The organism is Neobacillus niacini (assembly GCF_000759675.1).
Classification (GTDB): domain Bacteria; phylum Bacillota; class Bacilli; order Bacillales; family Cytobacillaceae; genus Neobacillus; species Neobacillus niacini_A.
Genome location: NZ_BAWM01000016.1, coordinates 104,398 through 126,629, shown reverse-complemented (window position 1 = coordinate 126,629; position 22,232 = coordinate 104,398). Strand labels below are relative to the sequence as shown.

General features: G+C 38.0%; 16 protein-coding genes and 1 pseudogene. 5 read left to right on the top strand and 12 right to left on the bottom strand.

Annotated elements, in window-relative coordinates; genetic code table 11:
• Nucleotides 1–613: 613 nt before the first annotated feature.
• A pseudogene (locus tag TR08_RS31835) lies at nucleotides 614–895 on the top strand (hypothetical protein); the annotation flags it as partial.
• Nucleotides 896–1,038: 143 nt separating this feature from the next.
• On the top strand, nucleotides 1,039–4,779 hold the full coding sequence (locus TR08_RS07485; protein WP_052427374.1) for a S8 family peptidase: 3,741 nt from the start codon (nucleotides 1,039–1,041) through the stop codon (nucleotides 4,777–4,779).
• A gap of 65 nt (nucleotides 4,780–4,844) precedes the next feature.
• Here TR08_RS07485 and TR08_RS07480 read toward each other — a convergent pair whose 3' ends face one another.
• The 11 genes from TR08_RS07480 to TR08_RS07430 all read right to left on the bottom strand — a co-directional run bounded on the left by TR08_RS07480 (nucleotide 4,845) and on the right by TR08_RS07430 (nucleotide 17,333).
• Nucleotides 4,845–5,345: a Mov34/MPN/PAD-1 family protein gene (locus tag TR08_RS07480; RefSeq protein WP_045517056.1), complete on the bottom strand. Its 501-nt coding sequence runs from the start codon at nucleotides 5,343–5,345 to the stop codon at nucleotides 4,845–4,847.
• Complete coding sequence (locus TR08_RS07475; RefSeq protein WP_045517054.1) at nucleotides 5,326–6,888, bottom strand: response regulator; 1,563 nt, start codon at nucleotides 6,886–6,888, stop codon at nucleotides 5,326–5,328. Before TR08_RS07475 ends, TR08_RS07480 begins: the two co-directional genes overlap by 20 nt.
• Before the next feature lie 190 nt (nucleotides 6,889–7,078).
• Nucleotides 7,079–7,519: a YhcH/YjgK/YiaL family protein gene (locus TR08_RS07470; RefSeq protein WP_045517053.1), complete on the bottom strand. Its 441-nt coding sequence runs from the start codon at nucleotides 7,517–7,519 to the stop codon at nucleotides 7,079–7,081.
• A gap of 59 nt (nucleotides 7,520–7,578) precedes the next feature.
• Entirely contained in the window at nucleotides 7,579–10,743 is a 3,165-nt protein-coding gene (locus TR08_RS07465) for a glycoside hydrolase family 2 TIM barrel-domain containing protein (protein WP_045517052.1), read from the bottom strand.
• Between the two features lie 242 nt (nucleotides 10,744–10,985).
• Complete coding sequence (locus tag TR08_RS07460) at nucleotides 10,986–11,984, bottom strand: LacI family DNA-binding transcriptional regulator (RefSeq protein ID WP_045517051.1); 999 nt, start codon at nucleotides 11,982–11,984, stop codon at nucleotides 10,986–10,988.
• 183 nt (nucleotides 11,985–12,167) lie between these two features.
• Nucleotides 12,168–14,048 (bottom strand): molecular chaperone HtpG, encoded by a 1,881-nt coding sequence (htpG, locus tag TR08_RS07455; RefSeq protein WP_045517049.1) that lies wholly within the window; start codon nucleotides 14,046–14,048, stop codon nucleotides 12,168–12,170.
• Between the two features lie 153 nt (nucleotides 14,049–14,201).
• Nucleotides 14,202–14,816 carry a LysE family translocator gene (locus TR08_RS07450; RefSeq protein ID WP_045517048.1) on the bottom strand — a complete coding sequence of 205 codons (615 nt, stop codon included), beginning with the start codon at nucleotides 14,814–14,816 and terminating at the stop codon, nucleotides 14,202–14,204.
• A 232-nt stretch (nucleotides 14,817–15,048) separates the two neighbouring features.
• On the bottom strand, nucleotides 15,049–15,414 hold the full coding sequence (locus tag TR08_RS07445) for an ArsR/SmtB family transcription factor (RefSeq protein ID WP_045517046.1): 366 nt from the start codon (nucleotides 15,412–15,414) through the stop codon (nucleotides 15,049–15,051).
• Nucleotides 15,415–15,834, bottom strand: coding sequence for an SRPBCC family protein (locus tag TR08_RS07440; RefSeq protein ID WP_370576286.1), 420 nt, complete (start codon nucleotides 15,832–15,834; stop codon nucleotides 15,415–15,417).
• A 165-nt stretch (nucleotides 15,835–15,999) separates the two neighbouring features.
• Nucleotides 16,000–16,986: a bile acid:sodium symporter family protein gene (locus tag TR08_RS07435; protein WP_045517043.1), complete on the bottom strand. Its 987-nt coding sequence runs from the start codon at nucleotides 16,984–16,986 to the stop codon at nucleotides 16,000–16,002.
• Between the two features lie 17 nt (nucleotides 16,987–17,003).
• Complete coding sequence (locus TR08_RS07430) at nucleotides 17,004–17,333, bottom strand: rhodanese-like domain-containing protein (protein ID WP_045517041.1); 330 nt, start codon at nucleotides 17,331–17,333, stop codon at nucleotides 17,004–17,006.
• A gap of 135 nt (nucleotides 17,334–17,468) precedes the next feature.
• Here TR08_RS07430 and TR08_RS07425 point away from each other — a divergent pair, with 135 nt between their 5' ends.
• From TR08_RS07425 to TR08_RS30210, 3 genes are all read left to right on the top strand, one after another.
• A complete protein-coding gene (locus tag TR08_RS07425; protein ID WP_238579100.1) occupies nucleotides 17,469–18,431 on the top strand; it encodes a DMT family transporter in 963 nt (320 codons plus the stop codon).
• A gap of 140 nt (nucleotides 18,432–18,571) precedes the next feature.
• Nucleotides 18,572–19,420 carry a LiaG family protein gene (gene liaG / locus TR08_RS07420; RefSeq protein ID WP_045517038.1) on the top strand — a complete coding sequence of 283 codons (849 nt, stop codon included), beginning with the start codon at nucleotides 18,572–18,574 and terminating at the stop codon, nucleotides 19,418–19,420.
• Between the two features lie 110 nt (nucleotides 19,421–19,530).
• Nucleotides 19,531–19,920, top strand: coding sequence for a hypothetical protein (locus tag TR08_RS30210; RefSeq protein WP_052427373.1), 390 nt, complete (start codon nucleotides 19,531–19,533; stop codon nucleotides 19,918–19,920).
• Nucleotides 19,921–19,979: 59 nt separating this feature from the next.
• Here the strand turns inward: TR08_RS30210 and TR08_RS07410 are convergent, their stop codons facing one another.
• Nucleotides 19,980–22,211 (bottom strand): sensor domain-containing protein, encoded by a 2,232-nt coding sequence (locus TR08_RS07410; RefSeq protein ID WP_045517037.1) that lies wholly within the window; start codon nucleotides 22,209–22,211, stop codon nucleotides 19,980–19,982.
• Between the last annotated feature and the right edge of the window lie 21 nt (nucleotides 22,212–22,232).

The following is a 22,232-nucleotide window of genomic DNA, read 5'->3' as shown; positions in this document are numbered from 1 at the left end:
TCCTTTTAAGTCCTAATTGAACTCCCTCAGTTTGATACGAATATCTCTCGAATGCTCACTTATTCGTAGGATTTCATAACCCTTGTAATTGGATTTACGGTAATTGAAATGAGTTCAGATCATTTTGGCTTCGTGAAGGCATAGTTAAATAAAGGAGCCAGCCGGAACTCCATATTTTACCATATAATGCACATTTCCATGCCGCCATGGAGGCTTTCCCTCCCATGTCTCAACGGGTCAATTGCCCTCTCATTCCTTCGTCATGCCTATCCAAGGGGTGGAGGCCAGTTATGCTAACCTGATGGGTCACAGTGCCCTTTTGTTCAACTAAACCTGGTACTCCGTGCATATTTGAAATCCTACGAATAAGACAACATTCCAAATTAAAGTTAACTATTTTAATTGATATATTTTATGTAAGCACTTACTCAAATAAAAAGGGCTAGAATAGATCTTTTGTTTTATGTTGGTGTAGAACTAATAGTATATATAATTTACTCCTTATGTTTAATTTCCAGAAAAATAAGAATATGTGATGATATGGATAGAATTGCAATTTACTAGATTTATTTGTGATTCGTTAAAATTATCGATTAGGAGAGGATGTAATGAGAAAGATTTAAACATAACAAGAGAGTATAAAAACGCCATCAACGGTGTAGTGATGACGCTGCCTCGCGTGGCAGTGCAAGATTTGCTGCAATCTGGAGTAGTTAAACGTATTTTTAAAGATTACGAGGTAAAAGTGGAACCATCGGTAAAAACAAAGGAAGCCATTGATCCGAAAATGGCAGACAGCGTTCCGCAAATAGGCGTGGACAAGATGCATGCCGAGAATATTACCGGTAAAGGGATTAAAGTCGGTGTTCTTGATACTGGCGTTGACTGCAATCATAGAATCTCTAATTGGCCTAGGAGTTGTTTTCTTTCTACGCATACGATTAACTCCCCAATTTGTTTCTAACAATGAATTCCCTGCATCAAGACATTATCTCATTAGATGCTCTTATTCTATTAATCGGTTTTTCAGGAGGAAGTATGGTGAAAAATATGAACATGAAAAAGATTATAGCAACCTCTTTATCTACGGTTTTGCTTGCATCAACCTTTCATAGTGTAAATGCAATCGATAAAACAACAAATGAAAAGACACCACCTGAGCATTCTGCCATTGTAAACAGTATTAATGGTGCTGATGAACAAAAAATCACGCTTATCACAGGTGATGTCGTTACCATTAAAAAGCTTGAAGGCGGCAAAAGTGTTATTAACGTAGAGCATGTTGACAAAAATGGTGCAGGTGCTCAAATACTGGATATTGGTGAAGAGACGTATGTTATTCCAAATTCAGCTATACCATACTTAGCAGCTGATAAGTTGGATATGGATTTGTTTAATATAACGGAATTGATTAAAAATGGCTATGATGACAAAAGTCTTTCTTCTCTACCCATAATCGTGGAGTACACGGAATCAAAAGGTAAAGCTGTTCAACCAAAAGCTGAGCCAAAAGGCGCAAAAAAGGTTCGAGTGTTAGAGAGTATTAACGCTGCTGCCCTCTCTGCTTCCAAAATGGAAGCGGATACATTCTGGAAAGATGTCACACCTGAGGCTGCAACAACAAACAATGCTTTGTTCGACAAGGGCATTGAAAAGATCTGGCTGGATGGCCGAGTGGAAGCCACATTAGATCAAAGTGTACCTCAGATTGGTGCGCCAGCCGCTTGGGAGTCAGGTTACACAGGTAAGGGCGTTAAGGTAGCTGTACTTGACACAGGTATCGACCCAAATCACCCTGATCTTGCGGATCAAATTGACGAGGCAAAAAGTTTTGTACCGGAAGAAACAGTTGATGATGGTCATGGTCACGGTACTCATGTCGCTTCAACAGTACTAGGAACAGGGGCTGCTTCTGAGGGCAAGAATAAAGGAGTTGCTCCTGAAGCTCGATTGCTCGTAGGTAAAGTGTTAAACAACAAAGGAAGTGGTTTGGATTCTTGGATTATTGACGGCATGGAATGGGCTGCAGACAACGCTAAGATTGTAAGCATGAGTTTGGGAGGCGGGCCAAGTGACGGAACAGACCCGATGGCTCAAGCCGTAAATAGACTAAGTGAAGAAACAGGTGCACTCTTTGTAATTGCTGCTGGAAACTCAGGAGCTGAAGGATCCATTGGTTCACCAGGATCTGCTGAAGCTGCTTTAACGATCGGTGCTGTGGATAAAACAGACAAGATTGCTCCTTTCACATCAAAAGGACCTCGTTATGGAGATTTGGGATTGAAACCTGACCTGTCTGCACCAGGTGTTGGGATTGTTGCTGCTCGATCTGGACTATCCTCAGGAAGCGGATCTTACAAGAGTCTGAGTGGTACATCCATGGCAACACCGCATGTAGCAGGAGCAGCTGCGATTCTTCTGCAGAAGAATCCTAATTGGAATGGTACACAGCTAAAAGAAGCGTTGATGAGTACATCCAAGAAATTAAATTATTCGCCTTATCATATTGGATCAGGTCGATTAGATGTCCCAGCAGCGGCATTTAGTACAGTGAGAGCAACTGGTTCATTATCGTTTGGGTTCTTCAAATGGCCAAATGATAATGCGCAATCTGTACAAAAAACAGTTACTTACACAAACGACAGCGACTCAGCTGTAACCTTAGATCTTCATGCTGATTTTAAGAATGTAAAAGGTAATGCCGCACCAAATGGTATGCTAACGGTTTCTGAGAGTCAAATTACCATTCCGGCTAACGGGACTAAAGACGTAACCGTTGCATTGAATCCACAACTTGGAGACTTAGGCACGCGTTATGAAGGACATCTAACAGCAACTGATTCTGAAGGCAAGCAAGTGGCTCATACTTCAATGGGCATGGTGAAAGAAGAAGAAAAATATCCGCTAACGTTTAACGCTACGGACCGTAATGGAAATCCTACCCTTACGTCTGTCGCGCTCATTAACAAAGACCTGGCAAAACCTGAATTCATTGTTGTAAACGGATCAACAGAATTACGATTACCCCCTGGCACGTATTCAGCCATGTCTTATATGTCAGTGGATACTGAAACAGATCATAGTGGTATAGCATTAGTCGGTAATCCTGAAATCAAGCTAGACGGTCCACAAACCGTGGAACTTGATGCTCGAAAAGCAAAAGAAATTTCAGTAGAAGTACAGAAGAATACAGAACCAAGCTATCAGCGCATGCAATACTACCGTTCCCTTGGTGGCAAACCATTGACTCATTCTAATACCATGCTTCCATGGATCGATAAAATGTATGCTGTCCCAACAGAGGAGGTTAAAACAGGAGACTTCGAATATTTGACTCGCTGGCGTTTAACGAAACCATTGCTTGAGATTAACTTTAAAGGACAAGAATTGGATGACGTTCCTTTTGCAGGAAGTACAATGCTCGATGGAAAATATAACTTATCAACGGTTTATGCAGGAAAAGGGACTTCAGCAGATTATGAGCGTCTAAAAGCAAAAGGAAAAGCAGTTGTTGTAGATCGCAACAGTGAAGTTACGCCTTCTGAGCAGGCCGCTGCTGCACATGAAGCGGGTGCAAAGCTGTTGATCATCGTAAACAATGAAGATAAGGAATTCAATGCGTTTGCAGGAAATCCGGATAAAACGGACATCCCTCTTGCAGTTGTTGGAATCAGTAAAGGTGAAGGAGATAAAGTGATCACAGCAGCACGTTCTGGCAACCTGAACCTGTTTGTTGAAGGTGAAACAAATTCACCATATGTATATGATTTGATGGATGTTCATCAAGACCAGATTCCAAATAATTTAAAATATGCACCATCTAACGGGGAACTAGTTCAGATTGACACGCGTTACAAATCAGACCGTGAAGCACCTGGAGGAGAGTTCCGTTATGATTTGCGTCCGTATTCTAATGGTGTTGGGGATTTACAAAAAGTACAGTTTCCCCATGTTCGAACAGAGTGGGTTTCAGCAGTAAAAGATACTAGATGGTATCACAAGGCAAGTGTATTAGACAGTTCATGGGAAGTTCGCCAGCCTTTAGTTACGTATGAAAAGGGACAAAAACTTCAGGAAGACTGGTTCTCTCCAGTAGTTCGTCCGCGTTTGGGTGAAGGCTATTTCCCACCTACCCGCCAAAGGAACTATTTACACTTTAATATTCCTGCTTGGGCCGATTCTGGGAATGGCTCTACAGGTAGTAAAGGATATAATGAATCCTTAAAAAGTCAAACACTTAAATTGTACCAAGGAGATACCCTTCTTAGTGAAAGAAAAGGACAAGCTATGGACTTAAATACTCCATTCCCAGAAGAAAAAACACAATACAGGTTAGTAAGTGATGCTAAGCGTGATCCGAATCGCTGGAAAACATCAATAAGTACGCATACAGAATGGACATTCTGGTCTCAAAAAAGAGAAGAATTCGAAACTTTACTCCCATTCTATTCACTAGATTATAAGGTTGAGACCGATATGAACGGTAACGCACTTGCGGCACCATCGACTGCACTCGAGTTATCTGTTGCAAAACTTGATGATAGGGAGGGCTTTAGTAAATTAGAGTATGGTAAATTAGAGGGTGCTACATTAGAGGTTTCCTTTAATGAAGGAGAGTCGTGGGAGAAAGTAAACCTTGAGCGTACTGCGTATGATCGTTGGACAGCTAAAATTAACAATCATAAAACAAGCAAATATGTTTCCCTTCGTGCAACTGCTTGGGATGACCAAGGAAACAAAATTTCTCAGGAAGTAATTAAGGCATATGGTTTGAGGTAATATCGATTAGATTAATAGCATACCCCTCAGCTAGTGAAGGGTATGCTATTATATTTACTAGCGCGTTAAATAGTTCTTGTGCAAAATATGTCATACCCGATAGGGGCAAAATTAATAAATCCGTTGACTTTGAAACCAGATATTTTTTCTAAAGAGTCTTTATAAATTGTTATCTCTATACCGTCTGTTGATGTAACTCTTGATAAAGACTCAATAACTTTTTTACCTTTTTGCTGAACTCCCACATAGTTATCATTTTGACCGATGATAATCATCAAAAGAAACTCTATTTCCATTCTTGTATCCTGCAACATATTAATTAATAATTTTCTATCATCGATTGATGGGGTTGGTGTCGATTCAGGATGAGTATGCCACTCTCCTAAGTAAATCCTCTCTCCTAAGGGGTTGTTCCAAGCATCTTCTATAATCCTTTGAGCCTTTTTTACATTTTCCTTCCACGCTTTAAAATATCTAACAATACGCTTTAACTGATCACCCTTAAGTGCTACTTCGTCATTAAACCAATTTGTTAATGCTTTGGGATCACTGTCTTCTGAACACAACAGGGGTAACACCTGTTTCATTTTTAAATACTTTGTTAAAATACGAGTGGCTTTGAAAACCTACCATATCGGAGATCACCTTGATTTTATAATCCGTATTTTTAAGAAGCTGCACCGCTTTATCTACACGAATTTGATTGACATAATCGATAAAATTTTGTCCTGTCTCCTTCTTAAAAATCGCACTGAAATAAGCTTGATGCAAAAATAGTCGGTGTGAAATATCCTCAAGCGTAATCCGTTCCTGATAATTTTCCTTTACATATTCCTTGGCCATAAGAACATAACTGTTTACATCCTTTTTATCCTGATGGATCAAATCAAACGAAATCGTTTCCAACATTTGTGTCAGCCATCGTTTTAATTCCTTTAAAGAATCAATCTCGTAAATTCTGCCTAGTACATGCTGCTGGTCAATAGACGAGAGAGCGATTCCCTTCTCTTTAAACCGGAACATAAGAATAATAATAAGTTCAGAACAGGAACTGCGTATTTCGGCAATCGGCAGACCGCCAATCTGTTTGTAAGGGTCAAAGAAATGATTGACTAAATCCCCAACGGCCATTTTTCCTTCCGATTTCATCGACTCCATCAGTTGATTTTCAATTTTGTTCACATGGTCTAACATGAAATTTTGAAGTTCTATTTGATTCCCTCTATTACCTTCAACCGTCAAATCTTCATGGAAAATTACCGTTTCATATTCATTAAAGTATTTATAGCTATACGCGTAAACCGCCTCATTATAGGAACCGCTAATTTCTTGATACTTGGATGCTGGATTGCCCACACCAACAACAAAATTCTCCTGATTCTTAAACAAGTCACCAAGGTTATCTCTTAGTGAATCAATGAACAAGTTAATTTTCGGCAAAAGACTCTGCTTCGAAACAAGCTTAGAATTAGTACTTAACACAATCAGACTATTCCCGTAAAACAAAATTGAAACTTGATAACGATTCCAAAAATCCGCAGCAAGCTCTGTAATCTTCTGCCTGATTGAAAAAGTGGACGCCTCTTTAAACAGTCGATCAAAGGAAAAAATAGCAACTCTAAAGCTTTGTGTTTCCTGATTCCACTGGTCCGCATACTGCGATAGATTTTCCCCTTTAATTAAATCCAAAAGCATTAATTCCTCAACTCGATCCACTGCTTTTGCTTCTTCATCTTCTCTTAATTCTTCTGCTAGTTTACTAAAAACATTGAAAAAATCATTTTTCATTAGCGGCTTCAACAAATAACCCTTCACACCAAATCGAATGGCATCTTGGGCATATTTAAAATCGTCATAAGCACTAAGTATGACCACTTTTATTTCGGGGTAGGATGTTCTTATCTCTGCAGCCAACTCTAATCCTGTCATCTCCGGCATAAGAACGTCTGTCAAAACTGCATGGGGACGTTCCTGTTTAATAAGCTCCAATGCTTCAACGCCATTTTCAGCTGTGCCGGCTACTTCAAACCCTACTTCAGACCAAGGAAAAAAATGAGCCAACCGGTCACGGATGTTTTTTTCGTCATCAACAATAATTATTTTGTACACTCCAAGCCTCCCCCTTTTCAATGGAATTTTCGATGTACTACTTTTATTTTACCAAAATTTCGAAATTTCAAAAAGTCGAATTTTGTAATTCACATTTTTGGATAATTTGGTGAAAAATGAAAAGAGGCTTTAGAAGCCTCTTTTCAAAAAGGTGACAGGCACCGTTTTTCATAACCGTTTTCATTCACGATTAAATTGGAACTTTGAAAACTACCTTTTTTATTTCCTGTACGGAGTCGATGTGAGCTCCTACTAAATGAGCATCTTGAGGAAAACAAATAAGGGCATAGCCTTCCTCTAAACTTCCAGAGAACTTTGAAGTTGAATTCGTATCACCAAATAAAATATCATGTTCTTCATCATACTCTGTCAAATCTATCAAGGAACCAATATTAGCACACTCTATATATTCCTTGCCTTCTATGACAATATGAATATCGATAAACTTCTTGTGAGCTTCAAATTTCTTTTCGTTAACAGATGTGGTGGTGAACTGGTTTATGTTTTTTTGAAAACTATTTCCTGTGTAAGATTCTGTTAATGGCTTACTAAGGATATGTTTAATAGCTTCATTTAAATGATCATTTATAAATGTATACATACCTAAATTTTCTATTCTATCGAAAATCACTGTTGAAAAACCTCTCTTTAAAGAATTTCTTCATACTTACTTCTCCATCAGCATAGTGACTAAGGGACTAAAACTGTTTCTTTCGTCACAAACTTGTCCACAAAATACTTTCTGTATTTTTTACCTAGTCCTATAGGGGAATGTGCATTTTTATCATACGGTAAAAGAGCAAAGGAAAATTGGAAATCTTCATTTTCTAACCGATATTGTTCTTGTACATCTTCTCCACAGCTTGCCGAACCTAAGCCATATTGCTGTTTATCAAGATGGACCGTAATATATGGCTGCTTGAATAGGTCATAGGTGTGCTTTGCTGTTTCCAGCTGTTCAACTGTATAATAGCTTGCCGAGAAATCAAAAGAGTGACCAGTAAGGAGCATACTTTTACCGTTCTCTTGTGAAAAGCTTACCCATTTATTTTGATGACGGTTGCCGTTTTCTTGCGGGAAAATATACGGTGTTTGCAATCCATCGACGGTTGATGACCAAACACCCATCCGAGCCGCCTGCTTGCTATCCACATAGGCTTCATTCGGTCCTAAGCCATACCATTCAACCCCGTCGTATCCATTATTCACTGTCATTTCTACACCAATTCGCGGCAGAGAAGCAGGACCTTGACCGACCTTTCCCCCATTGATTTCTACTAAAATACTTCCATTCGCTCGAATGGTATATACATAGGTCACATCAAAGCCCCATGCAATAACAGGCGGAGCTGCCTTCATCTCGCACTCAATGACGACTTGCTGCCTGTCTTCATGGATGGTTACTTTTGTTTGTTTGATTCGATGTTGAATCGCATTGACACCAAATTCCTTCCATTCTTGCGCAACCGGCTTCGCACTAAACTCTCCAAGCCCTAATAAATCATTATCAATCGGTGCTCTCCAAAAATTCAATCTTGGTCCTTTATGAAGCATGAGCTGCCCATCATAGAAATATTCCTCAATTCGGCCGTTTTGCTTATTAAAAACCAATTGAAAATGAGAGCCAGCAACATTTATTTTTGACGCTTCTTCTGCTACCGTTAATCTGCCTGTTTGTTGTGGTTCAACGGCAGCATAATTTGAAATTGGCAGTTCATGCTGTGACCATGCAACCGTATGACCGGAAGCTGCCCAACAAGTCGTTTCCTTCGTTGTCCACACGAGATTTAACCAATAATCCGTATTATCGAGCACGACACTTGGTACGCGAATCGGCAATTCTATCACTTTTGTGGTATTTGCAGCGATCGCCGGTACATCGATAATCCCGCTTTCGATTATCGTACCGTCTGCTTCGATAAACCACTGGCATTGTAATTTTGCCAAATCGGAAAAATCATAGCGATTTTGAACCTGTATCATCTTTTCTTCAAAATTGAAATCGGATACTACTACTGGTTCAATCACTTTTTTCAACTCAGCTAATGCTGGTGATGGCTGACGGTCTGGCCGGACTAATCCATCGATAACAAAGTTGCCATCATGCGGTGTTTCGCCAAAGTCACCGCCATAAGCAAAATATTCTTCCCCTTCTGGCGTATGTTGTCTTAAACCATGATCAACCCATTCCCAGACAAATCCACCCTGTAATCGGTCATAGGCATAAAACGTTTCCCAATATTCTTTGAGGCCGCCTGGTCCATTCCCCATAGCATGGGCGTACTCGCATAAAATATGCGGCTTCTTCAAATTCGTCAAGCCGCCAAGAACCTTCATTTTCTCAATCGGTGTGTACATGGTAGTGTGAACGTCCGTTGCAATCGGATCCTTCTCCAGAACATGATCAAACTCGTTCATGATTTCTCTCGTTTCTCCTTCGTAGTGGACCAATCTTGAAGGATCTCTTCTTTTCGCCCATTCATACATGGCTACGTGATTTTGTCCAAAGCCTGATTCATTTCCTAATGACCACATAATCACGGATGGGTGATTTTTATCTCTTTCTACTAATCTTTCCATTCTATCAATATATGCTGCCCGCCATGCTGGATCATCACTTATTAAATGAGGCTGACCAATATAGACGAGCCCATGGCATTCAAGGTCTGTTTCATCAATGACATAAAAGCCAAATTGATCGCAAAGCTCATAGAACCGCGGGTCATTTGGATAATGGGCTGTGCGAATTGCATTAATATTATGCTGCTTCATTAATATTAAATCCTCAATTATGGAACTGACAGGAACTGCGCGGCCAAAATCTGGATGTGCATCATGTCGATTAACACCTTTAAACATAACGGCAACACCATTAACTAATAATTGTCCACCTTTAATTTCAACATTTCTAAAGCCACACCTTTGTGGAATCACTTCGACAACATCCCCTGATGGACCGAACAGCGTAACAACCACATCATATAAAGCTGGAGTTTCTGCATTCCATTGCTTCACACGCTCAACCTCAAGAGAACCTGTCACTAACTGACTTTCTATCTTTTGCTGATGCCGGACTAGACCCACACCGTTATCAATGATTTCGACTGCAACTTGGTATCCTTCATATTCACCTGATACAGCAAGCTCAAAATCAAGACGTCCATCTTGGAACTGATTTTCTAATGAACCGTTCACAAACACATCTTGGATATGTGTTGTTGGTTTTCCCACAATATAGACATCTCTAAAGATACCGCTTAACCACCACATATCTTGATCTTCAATATACGAAGATTCCGCCCATTGATAGACTCTTACAGCGATGCTGTTTTCTCCTTCTTTAACGACATTCGTAATATCGAATTCTGAAGGAAGACGGCTTCCTTGGCTATAACCGACCTCTTGTCCATTTACCCAAACATGGAAAGAGCTATCGACACCTTCAAAGATCAAATGCAGCTGTTCCGATAATGCCTCCTTCGTTAAATAAAAAGTCCGTTTATAGGCCCCTGTCGGATTTTCAGTTGGAATATAAGGAGGTTCTACTGGAAAAGGATACTTCACATTGGTATAATGCGGCTTCCCGTATCCATTTAATTGCCAATGCGATGGAACAGGAAGTTCCGACCAATCATCGGTACAATAATCCTCTTTATAAAATTCGCTTGGTGATTCAATCGGTGCAATTGCATAATGAAACTTCCAATTTCCATTTAACAACAAAAACCCTTGTGAATCTCCTCGCTCATAAGAAAGTGCAGTATTTTTGTTTTTATAGCTGAAAAAGTATGATCTTGGTTTTAGGCGATTCCTTTGCAGTACCTCTAGATTTTCCCAATCATTTTGTAAAATCATTGTGATTTCTCCTCTCAATCTTCTTTATCCTTTAACCAATCCTTTAAAAATGCCAGAGATATAAAACGGTGGTCACGTGACCATATTAGTGGAAATTATAGCTAGGTAACCACATTAGCGTAAGTTATGGTTACGTGACCACATTAGCGAAAAATCACGGTCACGTGACCACGTCTTTATTAAAAAAGAACTTTCTTGTAATTTTGATGATACTATTAATATAAGATCCCTTGAAATCGCTGTCAATTCTTTTTTACAGATTCTCTTTCTATTAACGTCACTTCCCCTTCTATATTTCGTTCCATTTTCCTTTCGTTGTGGATTTGATCTAACAGCTGTTTAACAAGCAGTCTGCCAATTTCAATTTTTGGGATATTCATCGTTGTCAATGTGGGTGTCACGATCTTTGCTAATTCAATATTATCCACACCTATAACGGAGATATCATCTGGAACCTTCTTACCACTTTCAATAATGGCTCTTATTGCTCCTGCCGCCAGCGAATCATTTGTTGCTGCAACCGCTGTGAATGGTTGGCCATTTCCCAATAAAACCTTTATTGCATCATAGCCCACGGTCAACTTATCTTCATACGTTCCAATGGATTTTTTATAATATTCCTTGATAGGCACACCCTGTGCTTTCATAGCATCTTTATATCCCTTATATCTAGGGTTGGCCTGATTTTCATCATAATGTCCTAAATAAATAATTTCTTTATGACCACTTTCGATTAAATACTCGACAGACTGCCTCATTACTTTTTCCATATCTACAAATACATGTGGAATATCCGCTTTTTCAGGGCGATCCCAATAAACCGACAGCGGCATTTTAAGGGCACCTTTGTTAAAATCCATAATCGAACTTAATTCGTACGGCGCAAGCAAAATCATTCCATCATATGGTCCTTCTACTACTTGCCGCAAATAATTCCTTCTTTCCTTCGTAATATTATATAAGGATAAGGAATATCCTTTCTCTAATGCCATCTCCTCAATCCCGGCAAACATTTCCGAATAAAAAGGATTACTAATTGAAGGTGTTAAACAAGCAATTTGTTTATATGACTTCATCCGTAAATTTTGTGCTGCCCGATTCGGTATATAATTCAGTTCTGCGATTGCTGCTTCTATTCGTTTTCGAACATCTTCCGCAACATATCCATTATTATTAATGACACGTGAAACCGTCGACGGTGAAACGCCTGCCTGTTCTGCCACTTCTCTTCTTGTAACCATTTGTGCTCCTTTCAATTATTAGAGTCATTATACTAACTATACTATTTTTCGAGGCAATAAAAAATCTCCTTTATCAATTAATTACTAGCCCCGTAGTAAAAGCCGCCCACACTGAATGTGAAAGCGGCTTTTACATGTTTTATGGTATCCAATTTATTGTATAGAAAAAAACAACCAGGCGGATTATACCATTATCTTGCAGATGTCATTAGTAAATTCTACTGGATCTTGGATTGGTAATCCTTCAATCAGCAATGCTTGATTGTATAATAACTTCGTATACAGATCTAGCTTTTCTTTATCATTTTCAAAAGCTTCCTTTAAGGATTGGAATACTTCATGATTTTTATTTATCTCTAAAACCTTATCTGCTTTGATATTTTGATTATCAGGCATAGCAGCAAGGATTTTTTCCATTTCTATAGAAATGTCACCTTCGGTTGCCAAGCAGACAGGGTGCGACTTTAATCTTTTTGAAACTCTAACATCCTTGACTTTATCCGCTAAAATATTTTTCATATAGTCAAAGATTTCTTTGCTTTCCTTTTCTTCTGATTCGGATTCGCTCTTGTTTTCTTCTCCTTCAATCCCTAAGTCACCGCTGGAGATGGATTTGAATTCTTTCTCCTTGTAGTTCATTAACATTTTGACCGCAAACTCATCGATGTCCTCAGTAAAGTAAAGAATCTCATACCCTTTTTCAGAGACGAACTCTGCTTGTGGCAGCTTATCGATTCTTTCAATGGATTCACCAGAAGCATAATAGATATACTTTTGATCTTCTGGCATTCTTGATACATATTCATCTAGAGTAACAAGCTTCTTCTCTTTTGAAGAGTAGAACATGATGAGGTCCTGCAAGACTTCTTTATTGGCGCCGAATTCACTATAAACACCGTATTTTAACTGACGACCAAAGGATTTATAAAACTCTTCATATTTTTCTCGTTCATTATTCAAGAGGCTTTGCAATTCACTCTTAATTTTTTTGTTAATGTTTTTAGAGATAAGCTTCAATTGACGATCATGCTGAAGCATCTCTCTTGAAATATTAAGCGATAGATCCTCAGAGTCCACCATACCTTTTACAAAGCTAAAATGGTCTGGAAGCAGGTCTGCACACTTGTCCATAATTAAAACGCCATTGGAATAAAGCTCTAAACCTTTTTCAAATTCCTTAGAATAGAAGTCAAATGGGGTTTTCTCCGGGATATATAAAATAGCATTATATCTAATCGTCCCGTCAACGCTGATATGGATATGTTTAATCGGCTTATCAAAACCGTATCGTTTTTCTGCGTAGAAGTTCTCGTAATCTTCGTCCGTGAGCTCGCTTTTATTCTTTCTCCAAATGGGAACCATGCTATTAATGATTTGTTCTTCTACATATTCCTCAAATTCATTTTCAGTGCCCTCTTTCGGTCTTCTACCAGAAACGTCCATCTTAATTGGGTAGCGGATAAAGTCAGAGTATTTTTTGATTATGGACTTTAAACGGTACTCTTCTAAAAACTCATCATAATTTTCATCTTCGGTATTTTCTTTAATGGTAAGAGTAATCTCAGTACCAACAGAATCCTTCTCGACAGTTTCGATAGTATACCCTTCTGCGCCAGTCGATTCCCACTTGTACGCTTCTTCGCTTCCCAACGATTTACTAGTTACAGTCACAAGGTCCGCAACCATAAATGCAGCATAGAAACCGACACCAAATTGGCCAATAATGTCATAGCCATCTTTTAGTTCTGTTTCTTTTTTAAAGGCTAAAGATCCACTTTTGGCGATCGTACCAAGGTTGGTCTCAAGCTCTTCCTTTGTCATACCAATCCCAGTATCAATAATTTTTAAGGTTCTATTTTCCTTGTCAGGGATTACTTTAATAAAGTAACTGTCCTTGTCGAAGCTTAATGCGTCATCAGTTAATGCTTTGTAGTAGATTTTGTCAATCGCATCGCTTGCATTAGAGATTAACTCTCTTAAAAATACCTCACGGTGCGTATAAATAGAGTTAATCATCATTTCTAACAGCCTTTTAGACTCAGCTTTGAACTGCTTTTTTGCCATAGAAACCTCTCCTCACTCATTTTAATTTAATAGATTCTTCGAATCATTAGCACTCTCAGCTCAAGAGTGCTAACATCAACACTAATTAAATATCATAAATCCTTGTAAAATGTCAATAAAATAGCGGCACACTTTTTAATGTACCGCTTACTTTTATTTTTGACTTTGAAAGACTAATTGTAAACCTAAACCAATGTAAATAGTTCCGACCAATTTACCCTGCCAGCGGGACATTTTGCTTTCTTTAGAAAATAGTTTATTCCCCAATGAACTTGCTAGAAAGGATAACAGTGAGGTGTACATAATACTCATTAACACGAAGATAAGACCAAGGGTTAATAGTTGAAAGACTACTGGCGATCCATCTGTCACAACAAATTGTGGCAGAAACGCTAAGAAAAATAACGCTGTTTTTGGATTGAGCAATTCAATCAACAGTGCCTGGCGAAACGACATCGCTGTATTTACCTTTTTATTAACGGGCTTTTCTTGTTTCTTTGTCTTTTCAAGAAAAGATTTTATTCCTAAGTAAATTAAATACGCCGCTCCTAAATATTTTATTACTTCGAAGGCTAATGCTGATGTCATGAGGATGGCTGAAAGTCCTAGGACTGCTGCGACCGTATGAAGGAGATCACCAACAGCAATCCCGACACCGGTAATTATTCCAGCCTTAAGTCCCCCGCGCGCAGTTTGTGTAAGTGTTAATAAAACCGCAGGCCCTGGGATTAGAAATAGAACCAGAACGACCAATATAAAAGCCCACATATTTTCTTCTCTCCTATAAATGTAATAGATATATCTTATCACAATAGTCTAATTACTTTAGATAAAAATGAAACTTTACCCGGCCTATGTAAGACAAATCTATGACTACCTCATTTGTTTTGTCCTTCATCCTGGCTATGAAGGACTAATCTCTAATTACTTTCATTCGTTCTGTCCTTCATTCATTCCAGCATTGTCAGATAAAGATCCTAGGTAAACAAAAGACCGACAATTATTTCTGTCGGTCTTCTTGTTTTATGATTCCTATGGAATGATCTCCAGGACTTTCAACAATATTTTTAAGGATAGAAAGCTTATTTTCCCAGAATTTTTCGTAGAAGGAAAGCCATTGCTTTAATTCTGTTAGCGGCTCAGGGTGCAGCCGGTAAATCTTTTCTCTCCCTACCTTTTGTCCACTAACCAATTCCGCTTCTGAAAGGACTTGAAGATGTTTGGCAATGGCTGTTCTGCTCATTGGAAAATGAGCGGTTATTTCTGAAATGGGGCGCTCTTTTTCCGCAAGTAATCTTAGTACTTCTCTCCGGGTGGGGTCAGCGATTGCTTGAAAAACATCATGTTTATGTGCTAAAGCAGACACTTAGCTCTCCAAAAGCGTACGAAGTTTTTCAACAATGCCCGTCCAGCCATAAGACATGCGTTCACGGATAACAGAAGCTTTTTCGCCTGCTTTTCCAACAATTTCATCAGCTGGCTTCCACCCGCCATGGATAAGCGTGAACTCTGTTTTACCATCAACTTCTTTTAAGAAAAAGGATAAAAACCAGCCATCCGTATCCCAAGTGAACGAAAGAGTATTAGGAGGATCAAATTCAGTCACTTTACAAGGTGATGGACCAAATGGAGATTGTATATGAAATTCATATCCAACTTCTGGTTTGAAATCATTTGGCATAAACCAAGCTGCAATACCTTCTGATGTTGAAACCTGATTCCATACCTTTTGGATAGGTGCGTCAATGACAACTGTTTGTTTAATATCTTGTAATGTATTTTGCAAAAAATCTCCTACTTTCATCTTTTAATATAAAACCATTTGGTTTCACTTTCTGCATTATATAAAACCTTTTGGTTTCATGTCAATCGATTTTCACCATTTACTTTACCCAAAATCAAAGTTTAACACTCAAAAAAAAAGACACTTCTATTTGAAGTGCCTTAAGTGTTAAATTCCTTCATTTTTGTTAATACCTTCAAGCTTTAAATATATCGTTTTCTTGTTATAATAATGGGCTAAAAAATATCCTGTAAAAGAAGCCAATATTTGCTGGAACAACATGCCGACAACCACTGGAACTGCCACCGCTGGGGGAAAATAAGTGACAGCAATAACAGCACCGGCACTAATATTTCTCATTCCACCCGAGAAGGTCAAAGAAACGACAGTTTCACGGTCACTTCTGATTAGTTTACCCATTAGAAACGAAAATACATAACCCGTGACTGCGATAAAAAAGACCACGAGTGTGATACTAATTAATTTTAAATTAATATTTTTTAAATAAGGAGCAATGACAGCGCCGTTTAGCATGACAACAATTCCGATACTGATTTTTGAAAATGGGGCCAAACTCGTGCTCAATTTCTTCGTCAGGTTCCCATTTAAAAATTGATTTAGCAACATTCCAAGAAGAGAAGGAAGTACAATCATTCCAACCAATCCTTGCATGATACCCAAGAAGTCCATTTCAATTTTTTCACCTATTAAGACAGATAAACAATAAGGAACGATTAACGGAGAAAGTATGGTATCTATTAAGATAAGTGATAAGGTCAGCGGGATATTTCCTTTATAAATCGAAACCCAAATAAAACTGGTTACGCCAGTAGGTATTGCCATTCCTAACACAATGCCGGTAATGGTAAAAATATCTCCCGGAAAAGCAATATGCCCGACACCCCAAGCCCAGATTGGCATGAGTATGTGTAATAAAACCATTGCAGCAAGAATTGGAAGTGGATGGCGGACCACATCTGCTAAAGATTTAAAATTTGAATTCAAGCTCCCCGTAAATGTCATAAAAGCAAAAATCCAAGGGATTAAAAAGGAAAAGTCCTTTAGATAGACAGAAAGTAATACACCCAATACAACACTTGTAGGAGTAATTAAAGGCATGATTTTTTCTAGATGTTTATTTAGCTTTAACAGCATGCTGCTTCTCTCCAAGCTTAATTTCTAAATTCCTTCCAAGCCGTGAGGCCACCTTCTAAAACTTCCACTTGATAGCCTAGACTGTCGAGAATCTTTGCACACTTTTCCGCTGAGTTTCCCGTCGTGCAGGTAACAACAACCGGACGTTCCTTCGATAGCTGTAAAAGAACAGACCCTTCTTCAAGGTCGAAAATTTCGGTCTTGGGGATATTTAGGCTCTCCACCTGAGGATCCTCGATATGAAACTCTTTATATTTTTCTTCAGCTCGAACATCAAGAAGAATTACTTTTTCCTCTCCTTGTATTCTTTTATGAAGTTCTTTTGGTTCAATTTTTTTGTATGTCAACCTCACACACCTCCTTTACAAAGAATATCACAATTTTTTATATTTCGGTATTCGAAAAAACATCCATATATTTTCAACAGTAATGATGTATAATAGTAACATTAAATTACCATTTGATTTAGAATGCATAATTCCTTGAAAAAGAAAGAAGTGGAGCATTTGTCAAAATCGCAAAAATACCAGATTTATATTCTGTTAGTTTTCGTGATGATGAGTTGGGGACTAAACGTAATTGCCTTGAAGATTATTGTTGATGTATTCCCGCCGATAACCATTACATCCTTAAGAGTTTTTACTGCAGGCATTAGTGTCTTTATTGTCCTGTTCTTCATTAAGAAAGTAAGAGTTCCAACAAAAAAAGAGTTTATTTATATACTAATTGCGACCTTTTTTAATGTCGTCTTTCATCACTACTTTTTATCTATAGGTCTTTCAAAAACCTCTGCATCAAACGGCGGACTTATCTTAGGACTGGGTCCTTTGTTAACCACCGTTGTTGCCTTTTTCTTTTTAGGAAACAGAGTTTCGTTCCTGCAATTTTCAGGTATCATTCTGGGTCTATTAGGCGTCTCGTTTATTGTGGTTGTCGGGAATGGAGGCATAAGTGATATCTCAATCGGAGATGTCTATGTTTTTCTTTCGATTCTTTCTCAAGCTATCAGTTTTGTGATGATAAAGAAAATTTCTAAAACCTTAGATCCCCGATTGATGACTGGATATATGCTGCTAATTGGTTCTAGTATTCTTTTTATTATTAGCTTGTTTCAGGAACCGAATGGAATCCGTCAAATTTCTAACGGCACGGTAAGTGTTTGGATAATTTTCTTTGCCTCAGCACTTATTGGAACTGCTTTTGGTCATATGATGTATAACGATTCAATTGGGAAAGTAGGCGTCACCGAAGCTGCTATTTTCATCAATCTAAATCCACTTTTCGCCATGATTAGCGCGGTCATTTTTCTAGGAGAAGTTATCTCTTTTTCTCAAATCATCGGGTTCGTGTTTATATTATCTGGCGTACTACTTGGTTCTGGCGCTATTGATGAATACATACGCCAAACGAAACAAAAAAAGAAAGTACCCTATAGCTCTGTTTAAAGCAGTGAAGAAACACTGCTTCTTTTTTTTCCTGTCTTAATACGTCTCAAGTCTTAGAAATAATTAAATCTCAGGTTCATTGGTAGTTTACAAGGAATCCTTTATTATTAAGCTATAAGAAATGAAGGGCAGGGATTTTTATGAAGAGGATTGTGATTTTCCTAGTTATTATCACAGGATTATATATTGTATTTAATCAGTCTTTCCAGTTTGATGGATTTGCGTTTGGAGGAAGCAAGGAAGGAAGAGCAGCACTATCCAATGACATTGAATCCATTGACATTAACGTGGGGGGAGTCAAAACGACGATTATTCCAGAAGACCGAGATGATGTTGAAGCGGTTTTAACAGGCAAAGGCTCAATAATCGTTAAAGAAACAGGTAACAGTTTAATAGTTGAAACGAAAAGAAAAATGTTTAATTGGTTCTCATTCTCTGAGAAAAGACAGCTAAAAATATATATTCCTGAAGATTTCAATCGTAATATGAATATACAGATTGGATCAGGGACCTTGAATTTCTCTGGGCAATCAATGAAATTAAATGACTTTTCTTTAGATATTGGTTCTGGAAATGTAAACATTGATCATTTAGAAGTGAATGAATTTGCCCATGATGGATCTTCCGGTAATGTAAAAATTGATACTTTACTCACTAAAACAGGTACTTTTGATCTTAGCTCAGGAAACCTAGATATTAACCACTTTACTGGAGCACTTAATGCAGATGTTTCATCTGGAAGGCTCTCTGTGCAAATGGATAAACTTAATGATTCAATTGATATTGACCTAAGCTCTGGAAATGTAAATCTTGATTTGCCTGATAACGCCGATTTCAACTTAAATGGCAAAGTGAGCAGTGGAAATATTTCGAGCGATTTCCCCTTAACCAGTAGCGGGACGGATAATACAATTATAAAAGGAACCCATGGTTCCGGGAAGAATAATATAAATGTCACCGTATCAAGTGGAAACGTTAAAATATTCTAATGCAAAAAGTGCGCATGGATTTCTGTCCATGCGCCTTTTCGTGTAACCAAAAAAGTCCAACTGTCATACCGTATAATGCCTTGTGTTTTTACTACGGAAGGAGCGTTTTGATGTACTATTACCACTATCCTTATCCACAATATCCACAGCCCCACGCTTACCCTGGTTATCAGTTTTATCCCCATATAGCCAGGCAGTATCCGCCTGTGGATGTAAATATTTTCACGAAGTCCATTAAATCCTACCGGTTATTAATGGATCAAGGTAGTAAACTGTTGGACCGATTAGGAAATCCGAATTTTGACGTTAAGTTAATGGCAGCAGCACAGCAGGGAAACAAAACAGAAGTAGATAGGTTAATTAAATCGATTGGACTAAAAGTACCTGTGAATACGAAATATACACCAACAGGTGTAACCTTCGATCTTACAACCCCGCCTGATCCAAGCAGTCCCATGTCCTGCTGTACATTAACTGTACACATGAAATGGGGAAACTAACAGACCTTCAATGGAAGGTCCTTTTTTCGCAAAAAGAGGCTGAGTAATCCACCCATATCCTATACCATAGGATTATTCCCTTTTACTAAAAATTCTTCCAGTTTCTCAGCAGTTAATGGTTTGCTATAGTAATAGCCTTGTCCGATTTGACATGCATTCCGTGTCAGAAACTTAACTTGTTCTTCCGTTTCGATTCCTTCAGCAATGACAGTGAATTTTAAATTCATGCCCATATCAATAATTGTTTTCACCATCATTCCTTGATTAGAATGATAGATAATATCGTCGACAAAGGATTTATCAATCTTAATTTTATCAATTGGAAGGTGTTTTAAATAACTTAATGAGGAGTAGCCTGTTCCAAAATCATCTACCGTTAACAGAACGCCTAGACTCTTTAATTGATTCAAAATGATGGTAGAGTTCTCTAGATTTTGCATTAGACTTTCATTAATTTCGAGTTCCAGATAATTTGCCTCTAATCCAACTTCCTCAAGCATGCCCGAAATGAATTGAATGATATGCTCATCCTGAAATTGACGCACAGAAATATTTACAGCTATAGGAAAATCACTGAATCCAGCATCCTTCCATGCTTTCCTCCGTTCACATGCCTCTCGTAAAATCCATTTGCCCAGCGGAATAATGAGTCCCGTTTCTTCAGCTAATGGAATAAATTCAGAGGGTGCAATATATCCATATTCTGGATGGTTCCAACGGATTAATGCTTCGACCCCAACAATTTTACCAGTACCTAAATCAAGCTGAGGTTGATAGTGAAGAGTCATTTGATTATGCTCCATTGCTCTTCTTAACCAATTCTCTAACTTCATTTTCCAAGTCGAGATACCACCCGAGATTATTGAGTAAAATTGATAATTATTTTTCCCACAATCTTTTGCTTGGTACATGGCGGTATCAGCATTTTTAATAAGTGTTTCTTCATCGCTTCCATCTGTTGGATAAATACTAATACCGATACTTGGTGTTACATAAAACTCTTCATTATTCACTTCAAATGGGTTTGAAAATTCATAAAGAATTCGTTTAGCTACTTGTGAAGCATTTTCTTTGTCAACATCTTCAAGGATGATAATAAATTCATCGCCGCCCTGACGGGATACTAGTCCTTCATTTTGAACTGCTTTCTCTAAGCGACCTGCAACCTTTCGGAGAATAATATCGCCTACGGAATGACCCTTTGTATCATTAATGATTTTAAAGCGATCTAAATCTAAGAACATCACCGCGTGCATTTTATTCAGTTGTTGGTGTAAAACTTTATTAAGATGGTTTCTAAACTGATTTCGATTTGGCAAACCCGTTAATGCATCATAATAAGCCATGAATTTTATCGTTTGTTCCGATTTCTTTCGTTGGGTAATATCTCTGCCCACTACTTGAACTGCAAATCGACCTTCGTAAAGAATGGACCTGGCTGCCATCTCCACATCAATACTTTCACCATCTATTCGCTTAACCTGGAATTCAAACCTATATCTCTCGTTTTCCATTTTATCTGAAGAGAAAACTTTATTTTTAATTAAATTCGTAATTTGAGAAGGGACAAAATTCTTAGCTGATTGCCCAATCACTTGCTCCAGACTTTCGGCTCCAATTAATTTATAGCCTGCTTCATTAATATATTCAATTTTCCCATCATAAACTACAGCAATTATATCAGGTGACATTTCTACTAAACTCTGATAGAGTCCTTCACTTTCTTTCCGGTCTGTAATATCGAACAACACACTATTAAAATCAACAAAATCTCCTTTTTGGTCATAGGTCGGAATCCCTCTATCCTGAATCCAGCGAACTTCACCATCTGGTCGAATAATTCGATATTGGCTAGTGACTGTTTCACCAATTGCGAGTTTCTTTGCCCTATCCTCTAAAACATACAGATCTTCTGGATAAATAACTTCTTTCCAAAGGTTCGTATCTTCATAGAAATTCTCTAGCTTGTAGCCATATAATTTTTCAATTCCAGGAGTAATTAATAAAGTGTCAGTCTTTAAATCATGTGACCATATGGCAACATCAAGAGTATCAAAAATATTTTTCATTTTCTGCTGATTTCTAGTAATTTCTTCGGCTTTCTTATCAAATTCTTTAAATATGTAAATCAAGAAACCGACGGCAGCAAAAGAAACAAACAGGGTGATATAACTCATTATATTAATAGAATGAAAGAGGGCTGGAAGTAAAATATCTATTATCTGAAAAAGGACAAATATCCCAACAATAAGGATTAACAAAAACCTAGATAAATTTCTTTTTATTAACATATTTGTCCCCCATTTTAGTAT

Coding starts and splice junctions, on each gene's coding strand:
- TR08_RS07485 (WP_052427374.1), top strand. CDS start 1,039: ATGGTGAAAAATATGAACATGAAAAAGATTATAGCAACCTCTTTATCT.
- TR08_RS07465 (WP_045517052.1), bottom strand. CDS start 10,743: ATGATTTTACAAAATGATTGGGAAAATCTAGAGGTACTGCAAAGGAAT.
- TR08_RS07460 (WP_045517051.1), bottom strand. CDS start 11,984: ATGGTTACAAGAAGAGAAGTGGCAGAACAGGCAGGCGTTTCACCGTCG.
- htpG (WP_045517049.1), bottom strand. CDS start 14,048: ATGGCAAAAAAGCAGTTCAAAGCTGAGTCTAAAAGGCTGTTAGAAATG.
- TR08_RS07450 (WP_045517048.1), bottom strand. CDS start 14,816: ATGTGGGCTTTTATATTGGTCGTTCTGGTTCTATTTCTAATCCCAGGG.
- TR08_RS07435 (WP_045517043.1), bottom strand. CDS start 16,986: ATGCTGTTAAAGCTAAATAAACATCTAGAAAAAATCATGCCTTTAATT.
- liaG (WP_045517038.1), top strand. CDS start 18,572: ATGAAGAGGATTGTGATTTTCCTAGTTATTATCACAGGATTATATATT.
- TR08_RS30210 (WP_052427373.1), top strand. CDS start 19,531: ATGTACTATTACCACTATCCTTATCCACAATATCCACAGCCCCACGCT.
- TR08_RS07410 (WP_045517037.1), bottom strand. CDS start 22,211: ATGTTAATAAAAAGAAATTTATCTAGGTTTTTGTTAATCCTTATTGTT.